The organism is Pseudomonas sp. FP2309, from assembly GCF_030687575.1.
GTDB lineage: Bacteria > Pseudomonadota > Gammaproteobacteria > Pseudomonadales > Pseudomonadaceae > Aquipseudomonas.
Map to the genome: position 1 here is coordinate 4,303,089 of NZ_CP117439.1, position 20,748 is coordinate 4,323,836.

The window sequence follows — 20,748 nt, forward strand, 5'->3', positions numbered from 1 at the left end:
CGGGCCGTTCAGCCGCGTTCGGACGGCACCGATGACAATTCGAAGGGGCTGCTGCTGCGCCGCTGGTTGCGGTCTTCACGCGGGGTGGCGCCGAAGAAATTGCGGTAGGCGCTGGAGAAGTGCGGCCCCGAGGAGAAGCCGCAGGACAGGCCGATCTGGATGATCGACTTGCTGGTTTGCATAAGCATCTGGCGGGCCTTGTTCAGACGCAATTCCAGGTAGTACTGGCTGGGCACGCGGTTGAGGTATTGCTTGAAGATCCGTTCCAACTGTCGTCGCGATACGCAGACATGCTGGGCAATTTCGTCGGTGGTCAGCGGCTCTTCGATGTTGGCCTCCATCAACAGCACCGCCTGGGTCAGCTTTGGATGGCTGGAGCCCAGGCGGTTTTGCAGCGGGATGCGCTGGCGCTCGCCGCCTTCACGGATGCGTTCCACCACCAGTTCTTCGGATACCGCACCGGCCAGTTCAGCGCCATGGTCGCGGGCGAGCACCGCCAGCAGCAGGTCAAGTACCGACATGCCGCCGCAGGCGGTCAGGCGGTCCCGATCCCAGTCGAACAAGTGGCTGGTGGCGATGACCTTGGGGAAACGCTCGGCAAAATCGTCCTGCCAGCGCCAGTGCACCGCGGCGCGGTAACCATCGAGCAGACCGAGTTGCGCCAGCGGGTACACGCCCGCCGACAGGCCTCCGATCACACAACCGGCGCGCACCAATTGCTTGAGCGCAGTGCTCAGTTGCGAGCCGATCACCGTCGGCGGTTCGTCGGCCAGCAGGAACAGCTTCTGCAAGCCGTCGAGCTTGCCGGCCCAGGGTTCACCCGGCAATTGCCACGCGCCGTCGGTGGCAGGTTCAGCGAGCAGAAACGACAGTTCATACACCACGTCCGGATGCACCCGCTGAGCAACGCGCAAAGCCTCCTCAGCCAGCGCAAGCGTGAGTGCTTTTGTGCTGGGCCAAATCAGGAAACCAATTTTGTGGGCGGTCATGTGGGAGCTATCCGAAGCGAAGAACGGTAATGAAGACAGGGGCTAATGCTAGCCCGTAAACCAACACAAATCTCAAAACATCTGGATATCTGACTGGGGTGCCGGCTTTTTCTGGTCGGGGGCCGCCTCGCTGCCCGGCGCGGGGCAAGCCCGCTCGCAAAAAAAGCCCGCACAGGCTTATTTCAAGCTGCCGGACAAAAACTGCTGCAACCTTTCGGACTGAGGGTTCACCAGCACTTCACGCGGGTTGCCACGCTCTTCAACGATGCCTTTGTGCAAGAACACCAGTTGGTTGGAGACTTCACGGGCAAAGCCCATTTCGTGGGTCACCACCACCATGGTGCGGCCTTCCTGGGCCAGGTCCTGCATCACCTTGAGCACTTCGCCCACCAGCTCCGGGTCCAGCGCCGAGGTCGGTTCGTCGAACAGCATCACCTCCGGTTCCATGGCCAGGGCACGGGCGATCGCCACGCGCTGCTGCTCGCCGCCGGACATGTGGCCGGGGAACGCATCCTTACGATGGCCCACGCCGACTTTGGCCAGGTAGTGTTCGGCCTTTTCACGGGCTTCTTTTTTCGACACGCCCAACACGTGCACCGGGGCTTCCATCACGTTTTCAAGCGCGGTCATGTGCGACCACAGGTTGAAATGCTGGAACACCATGGACAGGCGCGAACGCATGCGTTGCAGCTGTTTGGGGTCGGCGGCCTTCAGCGCGCCGTCCTTGTTGGCCACCAGCTTGAGCTCTTCGTTATTGAGCAGGATCTTGCCGGCGTGGGGTTGCTCCAGCAGGTTGATGCAGCGCAAAAAGGTACTTTTGCCCGAACCGCTGGAACCGATGATGCTGATCACATCACCGGCCGCGGCGGCCAGGGACACGCCTTTGAGCACTTCATGACTGCCATAGCGTTTATGCAGGTCTTGGACTTCAAGCTTGTACATGCGGTCGGTTCTCACAAAAACAGGTGGTCAGTCGTTGAGCAAGCGCCCGTGTCGCAGCGCATCGCGCCCCGCCACCTTGGCCAGCCAGAAACCCGCTTGGGCATAACGCAGCCGTTCAACGGCAAACAACACCCCCGAGGTGCCCGCGCAGAGGATGCTCACGCGGTCGTCCAGGGGGTCAATCACTTCAAAAATCGCGTCGCCCTTCTCAACCCACTCGCCGGCTTTACGCAGGTAACTGATCACCCCGGCGTGGGGTGCGAACAACAACTCGGTGCCTTCGAACGGCATGCCTTCGCACGCTTCAAACTGCGGCGCCGGCCATTGGCCCTTGATCAGGCCCTGCTCGGCGAGGAACGCAAGGATGCCTTCGGCATGGAAAATCGCCTCATCGCGGCCGGTGTCGGCCTGGCCGCCCAGTTCGAGGGTCGTGGCCAGGCACGCCAATGGAATCTGTGCCTCGGGAAACAGCCGTGACAGGCGCAGCCAGGGCAGCGAGCAGGCTTCGTCGAACGAGCTGCCGCCGGAATCTTCCGCCAGCAGGCCGACCTTCACATTCAAATGGGCCGACAGCGAACGCCACTGCGGCCAGTGCTGGGGCAGCGCGTACATATGCAGCGCGGCTTCGGCGTCGCAGTGCAGGTCGAGGACAATATCCGCCGTGCAGGCGTGGCTCAGCAGGATGCGTTGCATGCCTTGCAGCTGGCTGCTCGGTGCGGGCAACCCAGTGAGCGCATCGTTCATGGCCTGGCGGATCATGCCCACGTTGGCGTGCGCATCATCGCCCAGCTTGCCTTGCAGCAGCGCCGCGACCGGCTCGCTCAACTCGACGAAATCGCGGTTGAAATTCTTGCCGCTGCCCACCTCGAAACGCCCCTGGTGGCTGCCTTGCAGCAACTGGCCCAGGCCCATCGGGTTGGCCACCGGCACCAGCTCGATCACCCCATTGAGGGCGCCTTGCTGTTCCAGTTCGGTCAGGCGTTTTTTCAGCTCCCAGGCGGCGCGCATGCCGGGCAGTTCATCGGCGTGCAGGCTGGCCTGGATGTAGGCCTTGCGCTCGCCACTGCCAAAGCGGAATACGCTCAGTTGACGCTCGCAGCCCAAGTGCCCCCAGGGCAGCAGATGATCGATACGTTCCATATCAATGCTTCCGTGGAGCCAGGTAGCTCAGCCAGCGGCGCTCGGCCAACTTGAACAGGCGCACCAGGATGAAGGTCAGGCACAGGTAGAACACGCCGGCGGTGATATAGGCTTCGAACGGCAGGTAGAACTGGGCATTGACCGTGCGCGCGGCACCGGTGATGTCGATCAGGGTGACGATGGACGCCAGGCTGGTGGTCTGCAGCATCATGATCACTTCGTTGCTGTACTGCGGCAGCGCACGACGCAAGGCCGACGGCAGCAGGATGCGGCGATACAGTTTATAGCGCGACATGCCCATGGCCTTGGCCGCTTCGATCTCGCCATTGGGCGTGGCCTTAAGGCTGCCGGCAATGATCTCGGCGGTGTAGGCGCTGGTGTTGATGGCAAAGGCCAGGCACGCACAGAAGGTGGCACTGGACAGCAGCGGCCACATGAAACTCTCGCGCACCGCCTCGAACTGCGCCAAGCCGTAGTAGATCAGGAACAGCTGCACCAGCATCGGCGTGCCACGGATCACGTAGGTGTAGAGCCACGCCGCGCCGTTGACGAGCGGCTGCTTGGACACGCGCATCAAGCCCAGGGGCAGCGCGGCGAGCAGGCCGAAGAACAGCGAGATGGCGAGCAGTTTCAGGGTGGTCAGCAAGCCGCCAAGGTACAGCGGCATGGCCTCCCAAATGACGTTGTAGTCGAAGATCATAGATCAGCCGCCCTTACGCCTACCGAGTAGCGCTTCTCAAGATGACGCAGGGCCAGCAACGACACGCTGGTGATCACCAGGTACATCGCCGCCACTGCGAGGAAGAAGGTAAAAGGCTCGCGGGTGGCGTCTGCCGCCTGCTTGGCCTTGAACATCATGTCTTGCAGGCCCACCACCGAAATCAACGCGGTGGCCTTGGTGAGGACCAGCCAGTTGTTGGTGAACCCAGGGATCGCCAGCCGGATCATCTGCGGCACCATCACCCGGAAAAACACCTGGAAGCTGCTCATGCCATACGCAAGGCCGGCTTCGGCCTGGCCCTTGGGGATGGCCATGAAGGCGCCGCGGAAGGTTTCCGACAGGTAGGCGCCAAAGATGAAACCCAGGGTGCCGATACCGGCTGCCAGGGGGTTCAAGTCAATATAGTCGTCATAGCCGAGCATCGGCGCGACGCGGTTAAGCAGGTCCTGACCGCCGTAGAAAATCAGCAGGATCAGCACCAGGTCGGGGATCCCGCGGATCACCGTGGAGTACAAGTCACCCAGCCAGGCCAGCCAGCGCACCGGCGACAGGCGTAACGCGACCCCGATCAGACCCAGAACAATGGCCAGGGCCATGGACGACAAGGCGAGCTGAAGCGTCAACCATGCGCCATCGAGGATGACGGCCCCGTAGCCTTTCAACATGATTCAGGTCCTCGAAAAGGGGGATGAAAAAATGGCGCAAACTTCAGAGTGTTCTGTTGCTTGCGCCATTGTGGACTGACAGCTGCGAGTACTTACAAGGCGGCGGGTGTATCAGCGCCGTAAATATCGAAATTGAAGTACTTTTTCTCGATTTCCTTGTACTTGCCGTTGGCACGGATCGCCGCGATCGCTGCGTTGATGCGGTCCAGGTTTTCCTTGTCGCCTTTACGTACCGCGATGCCTACGCCGTCGCCGAAGTATTTGACGTCGGTGAACGCCGGGCCGGTGAACGCGTAGCCTTTACCGGCCGGGGTGTCGAGGAAACCTTCCTGCAGCAGGGTGGCATCGGCCACGGTGCCATCGAGGCGACCGGCTTCCACGTCCAGGTAGATTTCATTCTGCGAGCTGTAAGGCACCACGGTGACGCCTTTAGGCGCGAGGACTTCCTTGGCGAAACGGTCGTGGATCGAACCGCGCTGTACGCCGATCTTCTTGCCTTTGAGTTCGCTCAGGCTGTCACTGACCGCTGTGCCTTCCTTCAACACCAGACGCGCGGGGGTCAGGTAGTAGCGGTTGGTGAAGTCCACGGATTTCTTGCGGTCTTCGGTGATGGACATGGACGACAGGATTGCGTCGATCTTGCGCACTTTGAGCGCAGGGATCAGGCCGTCGAACTCTTGCTCGACCCACGTACATTTGACCTTCATCTCTTCGCACAGGGCGTTGCCGATGTCGTAGTCAAAACCGACGATGCTGCCATCCGGCGCCTTGGAGGCAAATGGAGGGTAAGCCGCTTCGATACCAATTTTCAGGGGCTTGCCTTCAGCGAAGGCCTGCATGGACAGCACGGACAGCGCCAGGGCGCCCAACAGCACGAGTTTCTTCATCTTGGGACTCCATCGGTATAGGGCAAAACAGCAGTATGAGCCATGGCCCACGATGCGGCGAAGGTGAAACCGAATAGCGGCGCTGCGTCCTGCGCAGATTCAACGGTCTGCGACGACGAGCGAGTGATCGGCATTCTAACGACAGGCCGGAAGCCGATATTTCCTCAATGCGACAACAATTTACAGAAGCACCGAGAAAGCAGTTCCAGCTCATTGACAGCCTCCGAGTTTTATGCAGAGGCAAAAGACATTAAACCTGTAGATGCTGCAAATTGCGGGCCTATTATTCGCAAACCCTTCTAGCACGGCAAGTGTGGCGTTTAATCTAATTGGCGAGGGTGTCTAAAACGCGGTTTTTCGGGGCACGGACGTAGCGCTTTGCCTCATGTTTGGGCAGAGGGTTACACATTTGCGCCGCTCGGTAACAATCAGAAACCTCCTACGTGATAAACCGATATTTATTGGCCTACCGGGAGAAGCAAATGCAGGTGGCACTTACCCCTTGGCGCTGACCGGCTGTAGAGCCCTGTCACAGGAACTCCCCAGGGGTTTTGAGCGCATGAAAAAGCCCCACCCGGCTCACACCGGATGGGGCTTCGTCTGACCCGCTTCGCCTTAGGCGGCGTTCATGGTCTTGTGGGTTTCAATCAAATGCGCTACCACGCCCGGGTCGGCCAGGGTGGAGATATCGCCCAGCCCGTCGTATTCCGCCGTGGCGATCTTGCGCAGGATGCGACGCATGATTTTGCCCGAACGGGTTTTCGGCAAGCCCGGTGCCCACTGGATCACGTCCGGCGAAGCGATTGGACCGATCTCTTTGCGCACCCAGTTTTTCAGCTCCAGGCGCAGCGCTTCGTTGGGTTCTTCGCCATTTTTGAGGGTGACATACACGTAGATGCCCTGCCCCTTGATGTCGTGCGGCACACCCACCACCGCCGCTTCGGCGACTTTAGGGTGGGCCACCATGGCGCTTTCGATCTCGGCGGTGCCCATGCGGTGGCCGGACACGTTCAATACGTCATCCACACGCCCGGTGATCCACCAGTAGCCGTCTTCATCGCGACGGGCGCCGTCACCGGTGAAGTACATGCCACGGAAAGTCTTGAAATAGGTGTCCACAAAACGATCATGGTCGCCGTACAGCGTACGGGCCTGGCCTGGCCACGAATCGAGGATCACCAGGTTGCCTTCGGCGGCGCCTTCGATGATGTTGCCCAGGTTGTCCACCAATGCCGGCACCACACCAAAGAACGGCCGCGCCGCCGAACCCGGCTTGAGCGCATGAGCGCCTGGCAGCGGGCTCATCAGGGTGGCGCCGGTTTCGGTCTGCCACCAGGTGTCGACGATCGGGCAACGGGATTGGCCGACGTTCTTGTAGTACCAGTCCCACGCTTCAGGGTTGATCGGCTCACCCACCGAACCGAGCAGGCGCAGGCTGCTGCCGTCCACGCCTTCGCAGGCGGCGGTGCCCGACGCCATCATGGCGCGGATCGCGGTCGGCGCGGTGTAGAGGATGTTGACCTTGTGCTTGTCGACGATCTTGCCCACCCGGGTAATGTCCGGGTAGTTCGGCACGCCTTCGAACAGCAGCGTGGTCGCGCCATTGGCCAGCGGGCCGTAGACGATGTAGGTGTGGCCGGTGACCCAGCCGACGTCGGCGGTGCACCAGTAGATTTCGCCCGGACGGTAGTCGAACACGCGCTCGTGGGTCAGCGCCGCGTACAGCAGGTAACCACCGGTGGTGTGCTGCACGCCTTTAGGCTTGCCGGTGGAACCGGAGGTGTAGAGGATGAACAGGGCCTCTTCGGCGCCCATTTCTTTGGGCGCACATACGGTGCCCGCTACTTTCATCAGGTCTTCGTACCAGATGTCGCGGTGCTGGTTCCACTTGATCGTGCCATTGGTGCGCTTGCACACGATGACTTTCTGGATGCTGCTGGTTTCCGGGTTGGTCAGGGCGTCGTCGACGTTGGCCTTGAGCGGAATTTTCTTACCGGCACGGATACCTTCGTCAGCGGTAATCACCACCTTCGACTTACAGTCAATGATGCGACCGGCCAGGGCCTCCGGCGAGAAACCACCGAACACCACGGAGTGGATCGCACCGATGCGGGTACAGGCCAGCATGGCGACCACGGCTTCGGGGATCATCGGCATGTAGATCGTCACCACGTCGCCGCGGTGCACGTCCTGGCCGCGCAGGGCGTTGGCGAACTTGCAGACTTCTTCATGCAGCTCGCGGTAGGTGATGGTGCGGCTCTCGGCAGGGTCATCGCCCTCCCAGATGATCGCCGCCTGATCGCCGCGCTCGGCGAGGTGACGGTCCAGGCAGTTATAGGAAACGTTCAGGGTGCCATCAGCGAACCATTTGATGTCGACATGGTGGTCATCGAAAGAGGTCTGCTTGACCGCGGTGAAAGGCTTGACCCAGTCAAGGCGCTTGGCTTGCTCACGCCAGAAACCATCGGGGTTGACCACCGACTGCTGGTACATGGCCTTGTAGGTCGCCTCATCGGTCAGCGTGTTGGCTGCTACTTCGGGGCGAACGGGGTACAGGGAAGCCGCACTCATCTTTCTTACCTCGGTGACATAGTTGTTGTTGTATGGCCCAGTTGTAGCCGGGGTGGGCCTATAGAACCATTCGACGATGGTAGTAACAAGACCCTACAAATTGCCCTGCTATCCCGCCCGCCCCTCTGGCCCGCGCCCTGCGCGGCTTTGCCCGCCTGCAAAAAAACCTCTGACACGGGATTGTTACAAAAACCGCCAATAGTGTTTATCAAAAGCACGGGTATATGAATATAACCCCCGGGCCTAGAATCAACTCCGCCCACCAAGGCACCGTGATTTACACGGCAGTGATTAACAACGTAACAGCCCCCACGAAGGCACCGTTAATCCAAACTTCCCAACTTTTAAGTTACACACGCGGCCTCATAAGGGCCCCGTGCCCCCTTTCGCCCTGAAGAAGGTAAGTAAAGAAATGAAAGCTCTCGTAGTTATGGCCCTCAGCAGCTTGTGCGCCACCGCCGCCCTGGCCGACGAAGCCCCGACCGAGCTGGCCGGCCAGAACGCACCGATTGTGGAGGACTACACCTATAGCACTCACTTGGACGTCGCCAAAGTACTGTCCATGAGCACCGTACCCGAAGTATGCGAAGTTGTACCGGTGAAGATGGAATATGAAGATTCCCAGGGCCAACGCCACATTCTTAATTATCACGTCATGGGCAATGGTTGTTCTAACGGGTAATAACGTCCCCGTGCAAGTTGCCCCTGAAGTTGTTCGCCGCAAGAAATCGTTCTTGCGGCAAAGTCCCAGTCTCTGTTATCGGCCCTGCCTCGCGGCTTTCATAAAATGCCGAGCAGGCTTGCCGGTGGTTCGATCATCCGGCAACCCCCAGTACACCAGACCTGCGCATAACAGGCAGAACGGCGCCAACGCCAACATGCCCAGGTACGTATTGCCGCTTACATCGTTGATGTAGCCCACCAGCAACGGCGCCACCATCCCACTGAGCTGCCCCACCGTGTTCACGGCGGCAATCCCCCCGGCGATAGCAATGCCGGTGAATGCCTGCTGGGGAATCGTCCAGAAAATCGGGATGGCAATGAACACACCGGCCGTGGCCAGCACCAGGAACGAGGTCAGCAGCACGTAGTGCTCGTTGAAGTAGCACGCGGCGAAATAGCCCACGCCACCCACAGACATGCACAGCCACAGGTACTTGCGCCGCTCACCGGTGGCGTCGGAACGCCGCGTGACGATGATCATGCCGATGGCCGCGACCAGATAAGGCAGCGCGGTCAGGAACCCCACCGTTACCTGGCTTTTTATGCCCGAGGCGCTGATCAGGTGAGGCATCCAGAAATTGAGCCCGTACCCGGTGAGCTTGATCATGAAATAGATCACTGACAGCACGGCCACCTGCCGCGTAAAGATCACCTTGAGCAACGACGCCTGGATCGGCCTGAACTGCTTCTTATCGTTATCCAGGTTGCGCTGGAGCAAGTCCTTTTCATCCTGACTCAGCCACCGCGCCGACTGAATATCCCGGTCGAGCCGGAACAGCACCACCACCCCGAGGACACTGCACGGCAGCCCGGACAGGATGAACAACCAATGCCAGCCCGCCAGCCCGAGAAAACCGTTCATGTACTCGAGGATGATGCCCGACACCGGCGCACCCAGCACACCGGCCAGTGGGATCGACAGAAACCAGATGCCATTCATGCTTGCCAGGTTCTTTTTCGGAAACCAGCAGGCCAGATAGAACAACAGCGCCGGACCAAACCCGGCCTCCATCACGCCGATCAGAAAGCGCAGGAAGTACAAGGTGTATTCGTTGTAGGCAAACACCAGCGCCGCCGTCGCCAAGCCCCACGACACCATGATGCGACAGATCCAGCTGGGCGCCCCATAGCGCTTGAGCCCGTAACTGCTCGGCACTTCGAACAGCACATACCCAAAGAAAAAAATGCTCGCGGCGAACCCGTACGCCGCATCCGACAGGCCCAGGTCCGCCTGCATCTGGGTCTTGGCGAAGCTGATATTGATCCGGTCAAAATAGGAAAACAGAAAACACACAATTGTCAGCGGCAAAATCCGCCAGGCGATGCGTCGGTAGAGCAACAGTTCATCGATCCCGGCAGGGTTCAGGGCAGTGCTTGGCGTTGCAGTCGTCATGGTATGTCTCCGTCATTATTGTTGTTGGAGAGTGTTAATTTCCGGCCACGCACGGCAGCCGGCTGGAACGTCAGCAAGCCGGTCACGGACAGCTCAGCTCACCCACACGATAAGGGCCGCAACGCGAAGCGGCTCGGCCACACCGCCATTGCAAAGCATGGCTTCGTGCCGGTCACAGAGATCGGCCGTCGAAAAATCCATCTCAACGCACCTCCTCTGTGCACGCTAGCCGGCGTAATTCGTCAAAACTGCCGAGACGCCCAAGGAAGGCACTGGCCGCCACGGTGTAGGGGTTGGCAAGCCACACCTGGCCTGGCCCGGAACGACCAGGAAAATTGCGGTTGATCGCGCTCACGGTCACCTGGTCTGCACGCGTGGAAGACCCCGGACCGCAGTTCGCGCAAGCGCCGCAGCCGGGCATGATCATCTGGACGCCCAGGCGCTCGAAGGTGGTCACGTAGCCCTGCTCGACGCAGTAGTCGCGCACCGCCAACGTGCCATATTGCAGGAAGAGCCGGGTGCGCTCATGCAGCGACAATCCATGTGCCAGGCCCCAGGCCAGGACCTCGTGGTAATAGTCAAAGTCCTCGCGCTTGCCCGCGGTACAGGAGCCGCCGTAGGCAATGTCGACGAATACAGGCCTCTCGAGCGTGGCAAGGGCTACGGCGTTTCCCGGATCGCCGGGCGCAGCGACCATCGGCGTCAGGCGCGAGCAGTCGATGCCCAGCCGCACTTTGTATTCGGCCTGCGCATCACTGAATAACCACGGCTCCAGCTCAATGGCCACGCCGCGGCGTTCAAGAATGAAATCGACGGTTTTCTGGTCGGGCTCCACGATGCCAGTGAACCCGCCCAGCTCCGCCACCATATTGGTCAAGGTGGCTCGCTCATCAATGGACATGGCGCGCACCGCTTCGCCGGTGTATTCGAACACTGCGCCAATCCCATGGCCCTGACGGATGAACGTCGAGCCCAGCAACTCGAGCACCACGTCCTTGGCGGTTACCCCAGGCGCAAGTCGGCCATTGAGCTCGACACGGATAACCTCGGGCATCCGACAGCGGATGTAACCGGTGGCCCAGCTGTTGGCGATGTCCGTGGCGCCGGCCCCAAAGGCCAGGCAGCCCAGCGCACCGGAGTGCGGGGAATGCGAGTCGGTGCCCACGACGACTTGGCCGGGCAGCGCGTACTGCTCGGTCATCAACGCGTGGCAGATGCCCTCCGAGCCAGGGCCGTCACGCAATGCACCGTGCTCGATCACCGGGTAGCGCCGCACAAAGGCGTCATGGGCGCTGGCCAACCCACCTACCGCAGCGAGCAGGTTGTCACGCACATGGGCCGCACTCTGGCTGGCCAGGATAAGGTGGTCTTGAAAGGCAATAATTTCATCGGGACGCACCAGCGCCACGTCGTCACCAAAGGCGTCGTGCATCAGGTGCGCACACATCCCGGTGAAGTAATCGTGGCTGAACCGCCAGTCCGCCGAGAGAAACACGCCATCACCTTTGACCACCGCGTTATCAGGCTCCAGACGCCGGCGCTCGATGATCTTTTCGATCAGCGTCAGGGGCCGGCCGCTCGGGAGGCGGTTGAACACTTTGGCATCACGCGGGGGCAACCGGGTCTTGCTGAACGGCAACAGACCGCCTGCGCGGATCACCGCCTGCGTCACCGCATCGCGCCCGATGAGGAACTCGTCTATATCGATGGCTTCACCGGCGCGGATACGCTCGATCAAGCCGAAGTCAGTCGAGGTATAAATCCCGATGTTGTCGCAGTTCTGGCGATAGATGCGCTCGAAACTCTCGGCAATGATCAACCGGATACCGGCGGACTTTTCCGCCAGCGGGCTGGACTCGCGCGAAGAACCCTTGCCATAGCGCTTGCCCGCCACCGTGACCGTGAACCCGCCCGCCTGAACCGCGAAGTTGCCGATCGGGCAGACGCCTTCGGCCTTGAACCCCACATAGGGGAACTCACCCAGCCGCGCGTCGTAGGTCATCATGACCACCACGGGCGTGATTTCGTCGGTGGAAATATCATCACGCAGCGGCAGCGCATCGGCCAGCGTGATGTCGCGCCCCTGTAACTGGGCACGAACAGCTTCGCTGTGGCGGGATAAAAATAGGACGCGTCCTTCAAAGCGCAGGGGTGTTTTATTCATAGGCCCTCTCCTGTCTGAGAGCGATACTAACCAGCGACCTGTTTACCGGTAGTGATCATTGCTCAGCACACCCATCACCAAATAGCGGTGCTCCATGCAATCAATCTGGCGATTTGACCCCACGTCCCTGAAGCTCTTCATTGCTGCCTGCGAACTGGGCAGCATCGCCCGCGCCGCCGACAAGGAAAACATGGTGGCCTCGGCGGTGAGCAAACGCATTGCCGAACTCGAAGACGCCGTGGGCACTGCGTTGTTCTATCGCCATAAAAAAGGCATCACCGCCACGCCCGCCGGCCAGTGCCTGCTGAAGCACGCCACACGGGTGGTCGATGATTTGTTGCAGATGAGCGCGCAACTGTCCGACTTCGCCCAGGGACAACGCGGACATATAAGGATCGGCGCGAATCGCTCCAGCATCATCCAGTTCCTGCCCCATGACCTTCGCGCCTTCCGCACGGCGCACCCGGCTATCGAAATAGAGCTTGAGGAACAAACCAGCGAAGAAGCCGTGGCGTCGGTGCTCGGCAATCGAAATGACGTGGGCATCGGCACCGGCCTGCTCGACGCCGCAGCGCAAGGCCTGGAAGTGCATGATTACCACGCGGATGAATTGGTGCTGGTGGTGCCGATGGGCCACCCACTGTCGCGGCACCGCGTTATCGCCTTTTGCGACAGCCTGTCGTTCAGCCATATCGCGCTGCACAAGGACAGCCCGCTGTATCGCACGCTGGAGCAGGCCGCCCGCAACGGCAGCCAGGCGATCAACTACGAGGTGCATGTTAAAAGCTTCGACGCGGTGTGCCGGATGGTCCAGGCCAACCTGGGCATCGCCGTCATCCCGAGAAAAGCGGTCAGCCACGCCGATGGGCCCGGTCTGGTCAGCATCCGCCTGAGTGACAACTGGGCGTCCCGGCGTTTTCACCTCATCAGCCGGCCGACGCCCTACCAGTCGGCGGCGTGCCGAAGCCTGCTGCAGTTTCTGCGCGCTCAGTTACCCGGCCAGGGGCACGCCGATTGATCGATTGGCAGCGCAGGCACCGGGGCCGGGCAAAGGCCTGCTGACATTCGGCCACCGTCCGTCAAAAAATTCCTGCCCGCCAACCCCTGTAAACCCTCGTTGCGGCTCAAAAAGCCGTGATTTTGTGTGCGCGCCGAGACCATCCGCCGCAACACAGCGGCGATTTTTTCCCTATAATGCGCGGGTAAATCGGGCCTGCAATATCCCTTTACACAGGGACGAAGAGCCAGACCTGAGGCCTCCGCTGGAGCAAACACGCACCGCTCCGCACCTCAAGCCTCACGCAGAGTACCCGTAACCCCATTGCGTTTAATGCCTGCGCTAGCTGCTGCAACAAACGATTCCTTAAGATCCACCGCGGCCCTGGGCCGTGTGAACACCCAACCATCCGGTTTCACACGGGCACCTTGAGCCCTCACGCAGGAGACGACACGTCATGCTGAGCTGGGACGAATTCGACAAAGAAGAAGAAGGCGAAGTAGCCGCTAAAGGCGCCAACGCCGGCCACGCCACCGAAGCCAACATGGACCGCCTCGACGGTGCCGGCGCCGCTGCCGCCATTGAAGCCCGCGCCGTCACCGCCAACGACTCGGCCGCCATCGTGCGCGCCAAGGCCGCCCTGGACAAACTCGACGTTGCCGAAGGCCTCGCCGAACTCGAAGGCGCCTCCGCCCGTGTCGCCGTCGACGAAAAGCGCATGATCAACTGCCGCGCCGACCTCAACCAGCTCGTGCCCTTCAAGTACGACTGGGCCTGGCAGAAGTACCTCGACGGCTGCGCCAACCACTGGATGCCGCAAGAGGTCAACATGACCGCCGACATCGCCCTGTGGAAAAACCCCGAAGGCCTGACCGACGACGAACGCCGCATCGTCATGCGCAACCTGGGCTTCTTCTCCACCGCCGATTCCCTGGTCGCCAACAACCTCGTGCTGGCCGTGTACCGCCTGATCACCAACCCGGAGTGCCGCCAGTACATCCTGCGCCAGGCCTTCGAAGAAGCGATCCACACCCACGCCTACCAGTACTGCATCGAATCGCTGGCCATGGATGAAGGCGAGATCTTCAACATGTACCACGAGATCCCATCGGTGGCTAAAAAGGCCGCCTGGGGCCTCAAATACACCCGCTCGATCTCCGATCCGAAGTTCGAAACCGGCACCGTCGACACCGACAAAGAGTTGCTGCGCAACCTGGTCGCCTACTACTGCGTACTGGAAGGCATCTTCTTCTATTGCGGCTTTACCCAGATCCTCTCCATGGGCCGCCGCAACAAAATGACCGGCGTGGCCGAACAGTTCCAATACATCCTGCGCGATGAGTCGATGCACCTGAACTTCGGTATCGATGTAATCAACCAGATCAAAATCGAAAACCCGCACTTGTGGGATGCCGAGATGAAAGAAGAAGCGACCCAGATGATTCTGCAGGGCACGCAGCTGGAGATTGAATACGCGCGCGATACCATGCCTCGCGGTGTACTCGGCATGAATGCGGCGATGATGGAGGATTATCTGAAGTTCATCGCGAATCGTCGGTTGTCGCAGATCGGGTTGAAGGAAGAGTACCCAGGGACGACTAACCCGTTCCCGTGGATGAGCGAGATTATGGATTTGAAGAAAGAGAAGAATTTCTTTGAGACTCGGGTGATTGAGTATCAGACGGGTGGGGCGTTGAGCTGGGATTGATTTAAGTCTCTGCACCACAAACAAAAAGCCCTGACATATTTCAGGGCTTTTTTTGTAAAATCCAATTGCCAGTCAGTCTTTGACTAACTTAGCCTTATCAACTTTCCCCATCAAATAAGAAGTAAGACTTAAAATATTAAGACAATCCACATCTGAGAATATGGCAGGAACGACTGAGTCAATGGGAGCGTGATTCATCGGATTCCTAAATCCACTTACCAATCCTCTTGACATCGCTTGTTGCCCCTCTTGGAGATTTCGGCCCGTGGCTGTCGAAATGTCACTTACATGTAAACAGGGATTATTGGTAAATGCTCGCCCCACTAGATCATTGGCATCTTCAGTCCGCCCAGTCAGAGTACGAATATATTCCAAATAAATTTTTACAGCCTGATCAGCTGCCTGCCCATACTGACGATTTTCATAATAAGACCTAACGCGCTCACGTAAATTATCATTTAAGTAACGCCAATGCAACTGAGGATACTCTGGAACTATTTTATGTAACGCCTTTATTATCGGGGTAAACTTTTCAAGTGCATCTTCTGCACTGAGCATATTTAAAATATCTGAAGTTTGCTCCTTGACATCGTCAGGCATCGTGGACATCCAAAACTCAGTATCTATACCAGTAGCCTGATGAAAATCAGTATCCTTTTTTTTCTTTCTCTGCTCTCTCCAACTAGCATTCACTTTAGAAATCATTTCTGACAAAAACTCACGAAACTCTTTCATCTCGTTATTATCCCAATTAATAGACTGCCTATTAGTTGAAATAACATCTTCCGACAAAAGATCAATAAAGTCTGCCTGAATCCAACCAGTTAAATATTGAAAAAAGTGACTAGACGTACTATTTGAAAAAAACTCGGGCATATTCACGAGCTTACCACGAGAAAAAAGCGATACACCTCTGAGTCCAGAATTAGGTTTTATTGGTGTAGCCGCAGTGTAAAAAACCCCTTTAACCTTACCAGAAAACTTACTACCCTTAGGCACTAGCAACTCAACATCCCACTCAAACTCTTTAGTAAAATTTGAATACCGACGAGCGTTATCAACGACAAGACTCAGCCCGTCCGTATTTGTCAAAACTATCTCAAAACTGTCGTCTACAATAAAAATCTTTGAAAGGCTATCAGCTAATCCTTGCACATCAAAAGAACTCTGCCTTTTCAACTCAGATAGCTTAATTATTGTTCCATCTGGCTTATCAACGGGAACATTGACCAACTCTGCTTGTGGATTATAGCTCCCCTCCGCATCCATCAACTCATCCCAATTAAGAACAAATCTATTCCTCAGCCCCCCACTAACAGTATCTACGGTAATGATCTTTGACAGACCGAATAAAGCTAATTTGCCCAAACCTTTTTTGCCTGTAGGCAGACGCTCAAACTTAGTTGTTGGTTTATCACCATCTTCTTTCCGACGGTTTCGACCAATAACTAAAAATTTGTTTTGAATATCATCCGAAGACATTCCATGACCGCTATCCAAGACCTGAATGGAAATAGGCTTACCATTACTTTCATGAAATTTTATTTCAACTCGAGAAGCATCAGCATCATAAGCATTCGAAATCAACTCGGCCAAGGCAGGAGGCAAAGTTGAATACATTCGAACCCCAAGGTGCTCAATCGTCCGAGGATCGAATTTCATCTCGTATTGGCCAGCCATATAAATCTCGTCCCTTAGATAAATGAGGTTAAATGCTTTTTAAACTGTAACGCATGTCGTTTAATAAATTCGGGAGGCAGAGCATTACCTATCATCAAAGCTACAGAATCTTTGCCTTTTTCAAGAGAAAACTTGTAACCCCTAGGAAAAGTTTGTAAAAGCGCCGCTTCTCTCAGGGTAATTGCTCGGTCTTGCTCAGGATGAATGAATCGCCCTTTAGAAGGACTGATACATCCCCCGGTAATTGTTGGGGCTACCATTTTCCAAGCCATACGCCCGTAGACATCCAAGTATCCACCAGGTTTTCTGATATGACAGGGCAACCAGTATTCGATGGGTAATTGAGACCGCGATCCTCCATCTTTAGGAACCATACTAATCAAATCATTTACTTTTTTCGTACGAATAGTTGGTAAGTCATGCAGATAATCCCCTGACACCCCTGGAGAAGCTAAACTTCCGATAGCATCCCAGACTGTAACGCCTTTTTTACTCTCAGGGGTCTCACCAATTGCTCCATAAAGGGACGCTTGAAGAATCATTCTTTTACGACGCTGCGGCACACCAAAAGATGATGCATCTTTTACTTGAACAGTATTATCATCAACATAATATCCAAGATCTTTCAGCATAGCCTTCACATCATCGATTCTGGTATCTTTTGCCAACCCAGGCACATTTTCCATCATAATAGTTTTTGGCTTCATGCATTTAACAAACTTCATGAATTCAAATACAAGATCATTACGCTCATCAATAACGGAACTGGCTTTATTTCGAGTTCGATGAGAGGAAAACCCCTGACATGGAGGACACCCTGCCAAAAGATCAAGCTCCCCTGGAACAATCCCTAAATCAGCCATTACATCTAATGGGCTTAACCCCTTTATATCACGTTCATAGAGCCTAACGCGCCTATGATTCATTATATAAGAACTTGCGGCCACAGGATTAAACTCTACACCTGCAATAACCTTAAAACCTGCCTTTTTCAAACCGACGGTTAGGCCACCTGCTCCACAAAACAAATCTATGGCAATTAACTTATTTGACGGCATACGGCCTCAACACAATAAAATACCATCTGAATTACGTGAGTGCTCAATCTCGCTCACGTTCCCCCATCAGCATCCCAGCTAAAAACTCAGATTTGACGCCTACCTAAACTATCCAAGACTCTGGCGCATTGTCTAGCAGCAAAAAAGTTGTGTAAATGAAATTATCTAAAAAAAGCAAGCGAAGTGACACATAACAAAGCAACTGACCTGCTTGACGCCCTGTATGTAACTCCCTACCCTTCCAGTGCGCCTAAGAAACGCATCACACAGCGGACCGACCGCACCCGACATTAGCGGTTTTTTTGTGCCTGCGGTTGCCCCGTGGGCATCGAAAATCTCTGTTATGCCGGGAGTGGGCTAATACAAGACCCGAAAGGGGAATATGTCCGGCCCTCTGTGTGGGGTTTCTTAACTCCCGGCACCCAGCCCTAAGGATAGTCTGAAGTAGGCCGCTATTTTTCGACTGCTGAGCCATAGGCGCTTTCAAAAAACGGCAGCCGTTCAAAACCGATCACGTCTGCCGCCTATTCCATCCATTTTTTCCGCTGAACGCTCCTCGCAGCAGCTATTTCCCTCATTACGGACGCACCTCTCCTGCGCTGGAGAGCAAATATCGACGCGCCATCCAAAGGTTCGACAGGGCGAACAGCGTCACCATCTGAGAAGTGTTTTTCACCAAGCCTCGGAAACGCACTTTCGTATAACCAAACTGACGCTTGATCACTCGAAATGGATGCTCAACCTTGGCGCGAACCTGGGCCTTGGCTTTCTCGATCTTGCGCATCGCTTTGTACAGCGCGCTGCGTTTACCGTGTTTTTTGTAGGTACTGCGCCGGGCTGCGATCTGCCAGATGACGTGGCGTCCCGCATGCTCTTCGCGCTTCTCGACACCGGTATAGCCTGCATCGGCGCAGACCACGTTCTCAGCACCGTGTAGCAGTTTGTCGACTTGGGTTATGTCCGCGACGTTGGCCGCAGTGATCACCACGCTGTGCACCAGCCCTGACTCATCGTCGACACCAATGTGAGCTTTGGCACCGAAGTAATACTGGTTACCTTTCTTGGTTTGATGCATCTCAGGGTCGCGTTTGCCGTCCTTGTTCTTGGTCGAACTGGGCGCATGAATCAGCGTGGCATCGACGATGGTGCCTTGTCGCAGCGACAAGCCACGGTCGCCCAGATAGCCATTGATCACGCCGAGAATACCAGCGGCCAACTCGTGCTTTTCCAGCAGGCGACGGAAGTTGAGGATGGTAGTTTCATCTGGGATCCGCTCCAGGCTCAGACCTGAAAACTGGCGCAAGATCGTCGTCTCGTACAGCGCTTCTTCCATCGCAGGATCGCTGTAACCGAACCAGTTCTGCATGAGATGAACCCGCAGCATCGCCATCAAAGGATAGGCCGGACGCCCCCCTTCGCCCGTCGGGTAATGAGGTTCGATCAGGGCAATCAAACCCTTCCAGGGTACGACACGATCCATCTCGATCAGGAACAATTCCTTGCGGGTCTGCTTGCGCTTACCGGCGTACTCGGCATCGGCGAAGGTCATTTGCTTCATTGAAAAGCTCGGCGATTGGTGTCCGGAGATTTTGCCAAATCAGGAAGTCTTTTTCAGGATTTCCCTAAGAAAGCTGACATCACACAGAGGTAATGGAAAATGCCTAAAATTTTCACCTTCCTCGCGAAGGTTCTCTACTGCGTAAAAACAGCCATTCAAGCACCTTCAGCCTCGGAGGTGTGTCATGCATGATCCCTCCGTGCCTACGGTCTTCACCCGTCAAAACCTCCCTTTGCACACCCTCCTCCTGGAAAACCAACCCTGGTTCTGCGCTCGCGACTTTGGGCGTTTAATGGGTTGGTACCTGGACGAGCGAACAACCCGCAAACTCGATGATGACCAACGAAGAACCCTAAAACTACTATTCCACGGCCAACCCGAAGAAATGCTGATGATCAGCGAGTCCGGTGCCTACGCGTTACTGGTCTATCACTACACGCCGGGCAATCGCCTACTCCGCAGTTGGCTCACGCACGAAGTCGTGCCGACGTTGAGGGACGAGCGCCAACCCCGGACGGTGGAGCGACCATTGTTGAGCATGTTGAATTGGCCAGAAATGTCGCTAAACCTGCTGCATTGGCAGGATGAAGGCTGGATACGTCTTCGGGACATGCCGTATTTATTGGAGAATCGTACTTATCGGAAAGAGTCAGCAAGGATTTCGTGGTGGCGAAAGCTCATTCAATCTTTCCGAACGAAGCAGCGAGTTTGCTGACGTAGACGACCGCAAAATCCTACCGTCGCGTAGGAAATTTCGTAGACGCACTAATGGCTACTCAGTATCGTCCGAGGGTTTTCTACCCTCGGCGGCTGTATGGATACGAAAAAAGCGACTACTGGCTGGAGCGACAACGAGCTTGAAGCATCGGTAGAGGCCTATCTGAAAATGTGGACGCTTGAAAAAAGCGGACAAACCTTTAAGAAGTCAGACGAAAACCGACTGCTCCGCGAGGGACCGCTACACCAGCGTAGCGTCTCGTCCATTGAATATCGCATGCAGAATATTTCAGCGGTGTTTGAACAACTGGGCTTGCAGCGCATCACCGGGTATATGCCTGCAAAAAATATCGGTGCAGGGGTGAGTGAGCGGATTCGCAAGGTGTTGGCTGCGAAACTCGACCTCCCCGCACAAATCGCTACCTCTACAGTAGTTAAGCCAAGCCCTGCAGAGCGCCCCGCTGCTCCGAAGCCTGCTATTCAAATCGAGCCAAACGGCATTCTTAATCCTCGGCAACTATTTACCATCAGTATTTCCTTCGCCCGCGCACTTCATGTGCGAAAGCAGGTTCAGCAGCTAGCGGGCGGGATTTGCGAAGGTTGTGATAAACCTGCGCCGTTCGTGGGAGAGGACGGCCGGCCATTTCTTGAAGTACATCACGTCAAGCACCTGGCCCAGAAGGGTTCGGATCGCATCACCAATGCTGTAGCCTTGTGCCCCAATTGCCATCAGCGTTGTCACCGGTCGAGTGATCGGGAGGCTTTCACCGAAGGGCTTTACGCCAAAATCGGAAGATTGGCACGGGAGTAGATTCCTACTGTCACACCTGATGCA

General features: G+C 56.7%; 17 protein-coding genes. 5 read left to right on the plus strand and 12 right to left on the minus strand.

Translation table 11 applies throughout. The features are described from left to right. Positions 1-8: 8 nt before the first annotated feature. The 7 genes from PSH59_RS19735 to acs all read right to left on the minus strand — a co-directional run bounded on the left by PSH59_RS19735 (position 9) and on the right by acs (position 7,915). A complete protein-coding gene (locus PSH59_RS19735) occupies positions 9-989 on the minus strand; it encodes a GlxA family transcriptional regulator (protein ID WP_248083365.1) in 981 nt (326 codons plus the stop codon). 177 nt (positions 990-1,166) lie between these two features. Then, entirely contained in the window at positions 1,167-1,931 is a 765-nt protein-coding gene (locus PSH59_RS19740; RefSeq protein ID WP_003175659.1) for an ABC transporter ATP-binding protein, read from the minus strand. A 27-nt stretch (positions 1,932-1,958) separates the two neighbouring features. Further along, positions 1,959-3,071 carry a succinylglutamate desuccinylase/aspartoacylase family protein gene (locus PSH59_RS19745; RefSeq protein WP_305393495.1) on the minus strand — a complete coding sequence of 371 codons (1,113 nt, stop codon included), beginning with the start codon at positions 3,069-3,071 and terminating at the stop codon, positions 1,959-1,961. Position 3,072: 1 nt separating this feature from the next. Next, positions 3,073-3,771, minus strand: coding sequence for an ABC transporter permease (locus PSH59_RS19750; RefSeq protein ID WP_248083363.1), 699 nt, complete (start codon positions 3,769-3,771; stop codon positions 3,073-3,075). Further along, positions 3,768-4,457, minus strand: coding sequence for an ABC transporter permease (locus PSH59_RS19755; protein ID WP_010208305.1), 690 nt, complete (start codon positions 4,455-4,457; stop codon positions 3,768-3,770). The genes PSH59_RS19750 and PSH59_RS19755 overlap by 4 nt, the downstream gene beginning before the upstream one ends. A gap of 92 nt (positions 4,458-4,549) precedes the next feature. After that, on the minus strand, positions 4,550-5,344 hold the full coding sequence (locus PSH59_RS19760; RefSeq protein ID WP_248083362.1) for an ABC transporter substrate-binding protein: 795 nt from the start codon (positions 5,342-5,344) through the stop codon (positions 4,550-4,552). A gap of 615 nt (positions 5,345-5,959) precedes the next feature. Further along, the gene (gene acs, locus PSH59_RS19765; protein ID WP_248083361.1) at positions 5,960-7,915 is read right to left on the minus strand and encodes an acetate--CoA ligase; all 1,956 of its coding nucleotides are present in this window, start codon (positions 7,913-7,915) and stop codon (positions 5,960-5,962) included. Between the two features lie 412 nt (positions 7,916-8,327). Here acs and PSH59_RS19770 point away from each other — a divergent pair, with 412 nt between their 5' ends. Next, positions 8,328-8,597: a DUF2790 domain-containing protein gene (locus PSH59_RS19770; protein WP_305393496.1), complete on the plus strand. Its 270-nt coding sequence runs from the start codon at positions 8,328-8,330 to the stop codon at positions 8,595-8,597. A gap of 75 nt (positions 8,598-8,672) precedes the next feature. Here the strand turns inward: PSH59_RS19770 and PSH59_RS19775 are convergent, their stop codons facing one another. Continuing rightward, positions 8,673-10,031 carry an MFS transporter gene (locus PSH59_RS19775; protein WP_305393497.1) on the minus strand — a complete coding sequence of 453 codons (1,359 nt, stop codon included), beginning with the start codon at positions 10,029-10,031 and terminating at the stop codon, positions 8,673-8,675. Between the two features lie 202 nt (positions 10,032-10,233). Further along, positions 10,234-12,195 carry an aconitase family protein gene (locus PSH59_RS19780; protein WP_305393498.1) on the minus strand — a complete coding sequence of 654 codons (1,962 nt, stop codon included), beginning with the start codon at positions 12,193-12,195 and terminating at the stop codon, positions 10,234-10,236. A gap of 94 nt (positions 12,196-12,289) precedes the next feature. On the opposite strand from PSH59_RS19780, the gene PSH59_RS19785 reads away from it, so the two are divergent. Then, positions 12,290-13,213: a LysR family transcriptional regulator gene (locus tag PSH59_RS19785; RefSeq protein ID WP_248083357.1), complete on the plus strand. Its 924-nt coding sequence runs from the start codon at positions 12,290-12,292 to the stop codon at positions 13,211-13,213. Positions 13,214-13,649: 436 nt separating this feature from the next. Next, positions 13,650-14,900 (plus strand): ribonucleotide-diphosphate reductase subunit beta, encoded by a 1,251-nt coding sequence (locus tag PSH59_RS19790; RefSeq protein ID WP_170056891.1) that lies wholly within the window; start codon positions 13,650-13,652, stop codon positions 14,898-14,900. Between the two features lie 72 nt (positions 14,901-14,972). Here the strand turns inward: PSH59_RS19790 and PSH59_RS19795 are convergent, their stop codons facing one another. The 3 genes from PSH59_RS19795 to PSH59_RS19805 all read right to left on the minus strand — a co-directional run bounded on the left by PSH59_RS19795 (position 14,973) and on the right by PSH59_RS19805 (position 19,196). Continuing rightward, on the minus strand, positions 14,973-16,580 hold the full coding sequence (locus PSH59_RS19795; protein ID WP_305393499.1) for a TIGR02391 family protein: 1,608 nt from the start codon (positions 16,578-16,580) through the stop codon (positions 14,973-14,975). A gap of 14 nt (positions 16,581-16,594) precedes the next feature. Next, positions 16,595-17,638, minus strand: coding sequence for a DNA cytosine methyltransferase (locus PSH59_RS19800; RefSeq protein ID WP_305393500.1), 1,044 nt, complete (start codon positions 17,636-17,638; stop codon positions 16,595-16,597). 577 nt (positions 17,639-18,215) lie between these two features. Then, the gene (locus PSH59_RS19805; protein WP_305393501.1) at positions 18,216-19,196 is read right to left on the minus strand and encodes an IS5 family transposase; all 981 of its coding nucleotides are present in this window, start codon (positions 19,194-19,196) and stop codon (positions 18,216-18,218) included. Positions 19,197-19,380: 184 nt separating this feature from the next. Here PSH59_RS19805 and PSH59_RS19810 point away from each other — a divergent pair, with 184 nt between their 5' ends. Next, a complete protein-coding gene (locus PSH59_RS19810) occupies positions 19,381-19,911 on the plus strand; it encodes a Bro-N domain-containing protein (RefSeq protein ID WP_305393502.1) in 531 nt (176 codons plus the stop codon). A 99-nt stretch (positions 19,912-20,010) separates the two neighbouring features. Beyond that, on the plus strand, positions 20,011-20,724 hold the full coding sequence (locus PSH59_RS19815; RefSeq protein WP_305393503.1) for an HNH endonuclease signature motif containing protein: 714 nt from the start codon (positions 20,011-20,013) through the stop codon (positions 20,722-20,724). Positions 20,725-20,748: the final 24 nt, after the last annotated feature.

What these genes read in the sequence shown, in the direction of transcription:
- PSH59_RS19735 (WP_248083365.1), bottom strand. Translation starts at nt 989, where the DNA reads ATGACCGCCCACAAAATTGGTTTCCTGATTTGGCCCAGCACAAAAGCA.
- PSH59_RS19740 (WP_003175659.1), bottom strand. Translation starts at nt 1,931, where the DNA reads ATGTACAAGCTTGAAGTCCAAGACCTGCATAAACGCTATGGCAGTCAT.
- PSH59_RS19745 (WP_305393495.1), bottom strand. Translation starts at nt 3,071, where the DNA reads ATGGAACGTATCGATCATCTGCTGCCCTGGGGGCACTTGGGCTGCGAG.
- PSH59_RS19750 (WP_248083363.1), bottom strand. Translation starts at nt 3,771, where the DNA reads ATGATCTTCGACTACAACGTCATTTGGGAGGCCATGCCGCTGTACCTT.
- PSH59_RS19755 (WP_010208305.1), bottom strand. Translation starts at nt 4,457, where the DNA reads ATGTTGAAAGGCTACGGGGCCGTCATCCTCGATGGCGCATGGTTGACG.
- PSH59_RS19760 (WP_248083362.1), bottom strand. Translation starts at nt 5,344, where the DNA reads ATGAAGAAACTCGTGCTGTTGGGCGCCCTGGCGCTGTCCGTGCTGTCC.
- acs (WP_248083361.1), bottom strand. Translation starts at nt 7,915, where the DNA reads ATGAGTGCGGCTTCCCTGTACCCCGTTCGCCCCGAAGTAGCAGCCAAC.
- PSH59_RS19770 (WP_305393496.1), top strand. Translation starts at nt 8,328, where the DNA reads ATGAAAGCTCTCGTAGTTATGGCCCTCAGCAGCTTGTGCGCCACCGCC.
- PSH59_RS19775 (WP_305393497.1), bottom strand. Translation starts at nt 10,031, where the DNA reads ATGACGACTGCAACGCCAAGCACTGCCCTGAACCCTGCCGGGATCGAT.
- PSH59_RS19780 (WP_305393498.1), bottom strand. Translation starts at nt 12,195, where the DNA reads ATGAATAAAACACCCCTGCGCTTTGAAGGACGCGTCCTATTTTTATCC.
- PSH59_RS19785 (WP_248083357.1), top strand. Translation starts at nt 12,290, where the DNA reads ATGCAATCAATCTGGCGATTTGACCCCACGTCCCTGAAGCTCTTCATT.
- PSH59_RS19790 (WP_170056891.1), top strand. Translation starts at nt 13,650, where the DNA reads ATGCTGAGCTGGGACGAATTCGACAAAGAAGAAGAAGGCGAAGTAGCC.
- PSH59_RS19795 (WP_305393499.1), bottom strand. Translation starts at nt 16,580, where the DNA reads ATGGCTGGCCAATACGAGATGAAATTCGATCCTCGGACGATTGAGCAC.
- PSH59_RS19800 (WP_305393500.1), bottom strand. Translation starts at nt 17,638, where the DNA reads ATGCCGTCAAATAAGTTAATTGCCATAGATTTGTTTTGTGGAGCAGGT.
- PSH59_RS19805 (WP_305393501.1), bottom strand. Translation starts at nt 19,196, where the DNA reads ATGAAGCAAATGACCTTCGCCGATGCCGAGTACGCCGGTAAGCGCAAG.
- PSH59_RS19810 (WP_305393502.1), top strand. Translation starts at nt 19,381, where the DNA reads ATGCATGATCCCTCCGTGCCTACGGTCTTCACCCGTCAAAACCTCCCT.
- PSH59_RS19815 (WP_305393503.1), top strand. Translation starts at nt 20,011, where the DNA reads ATGGATACGAAAAAAGCGACTACTGGCTGGAGCGACAACGAGCTTGAA.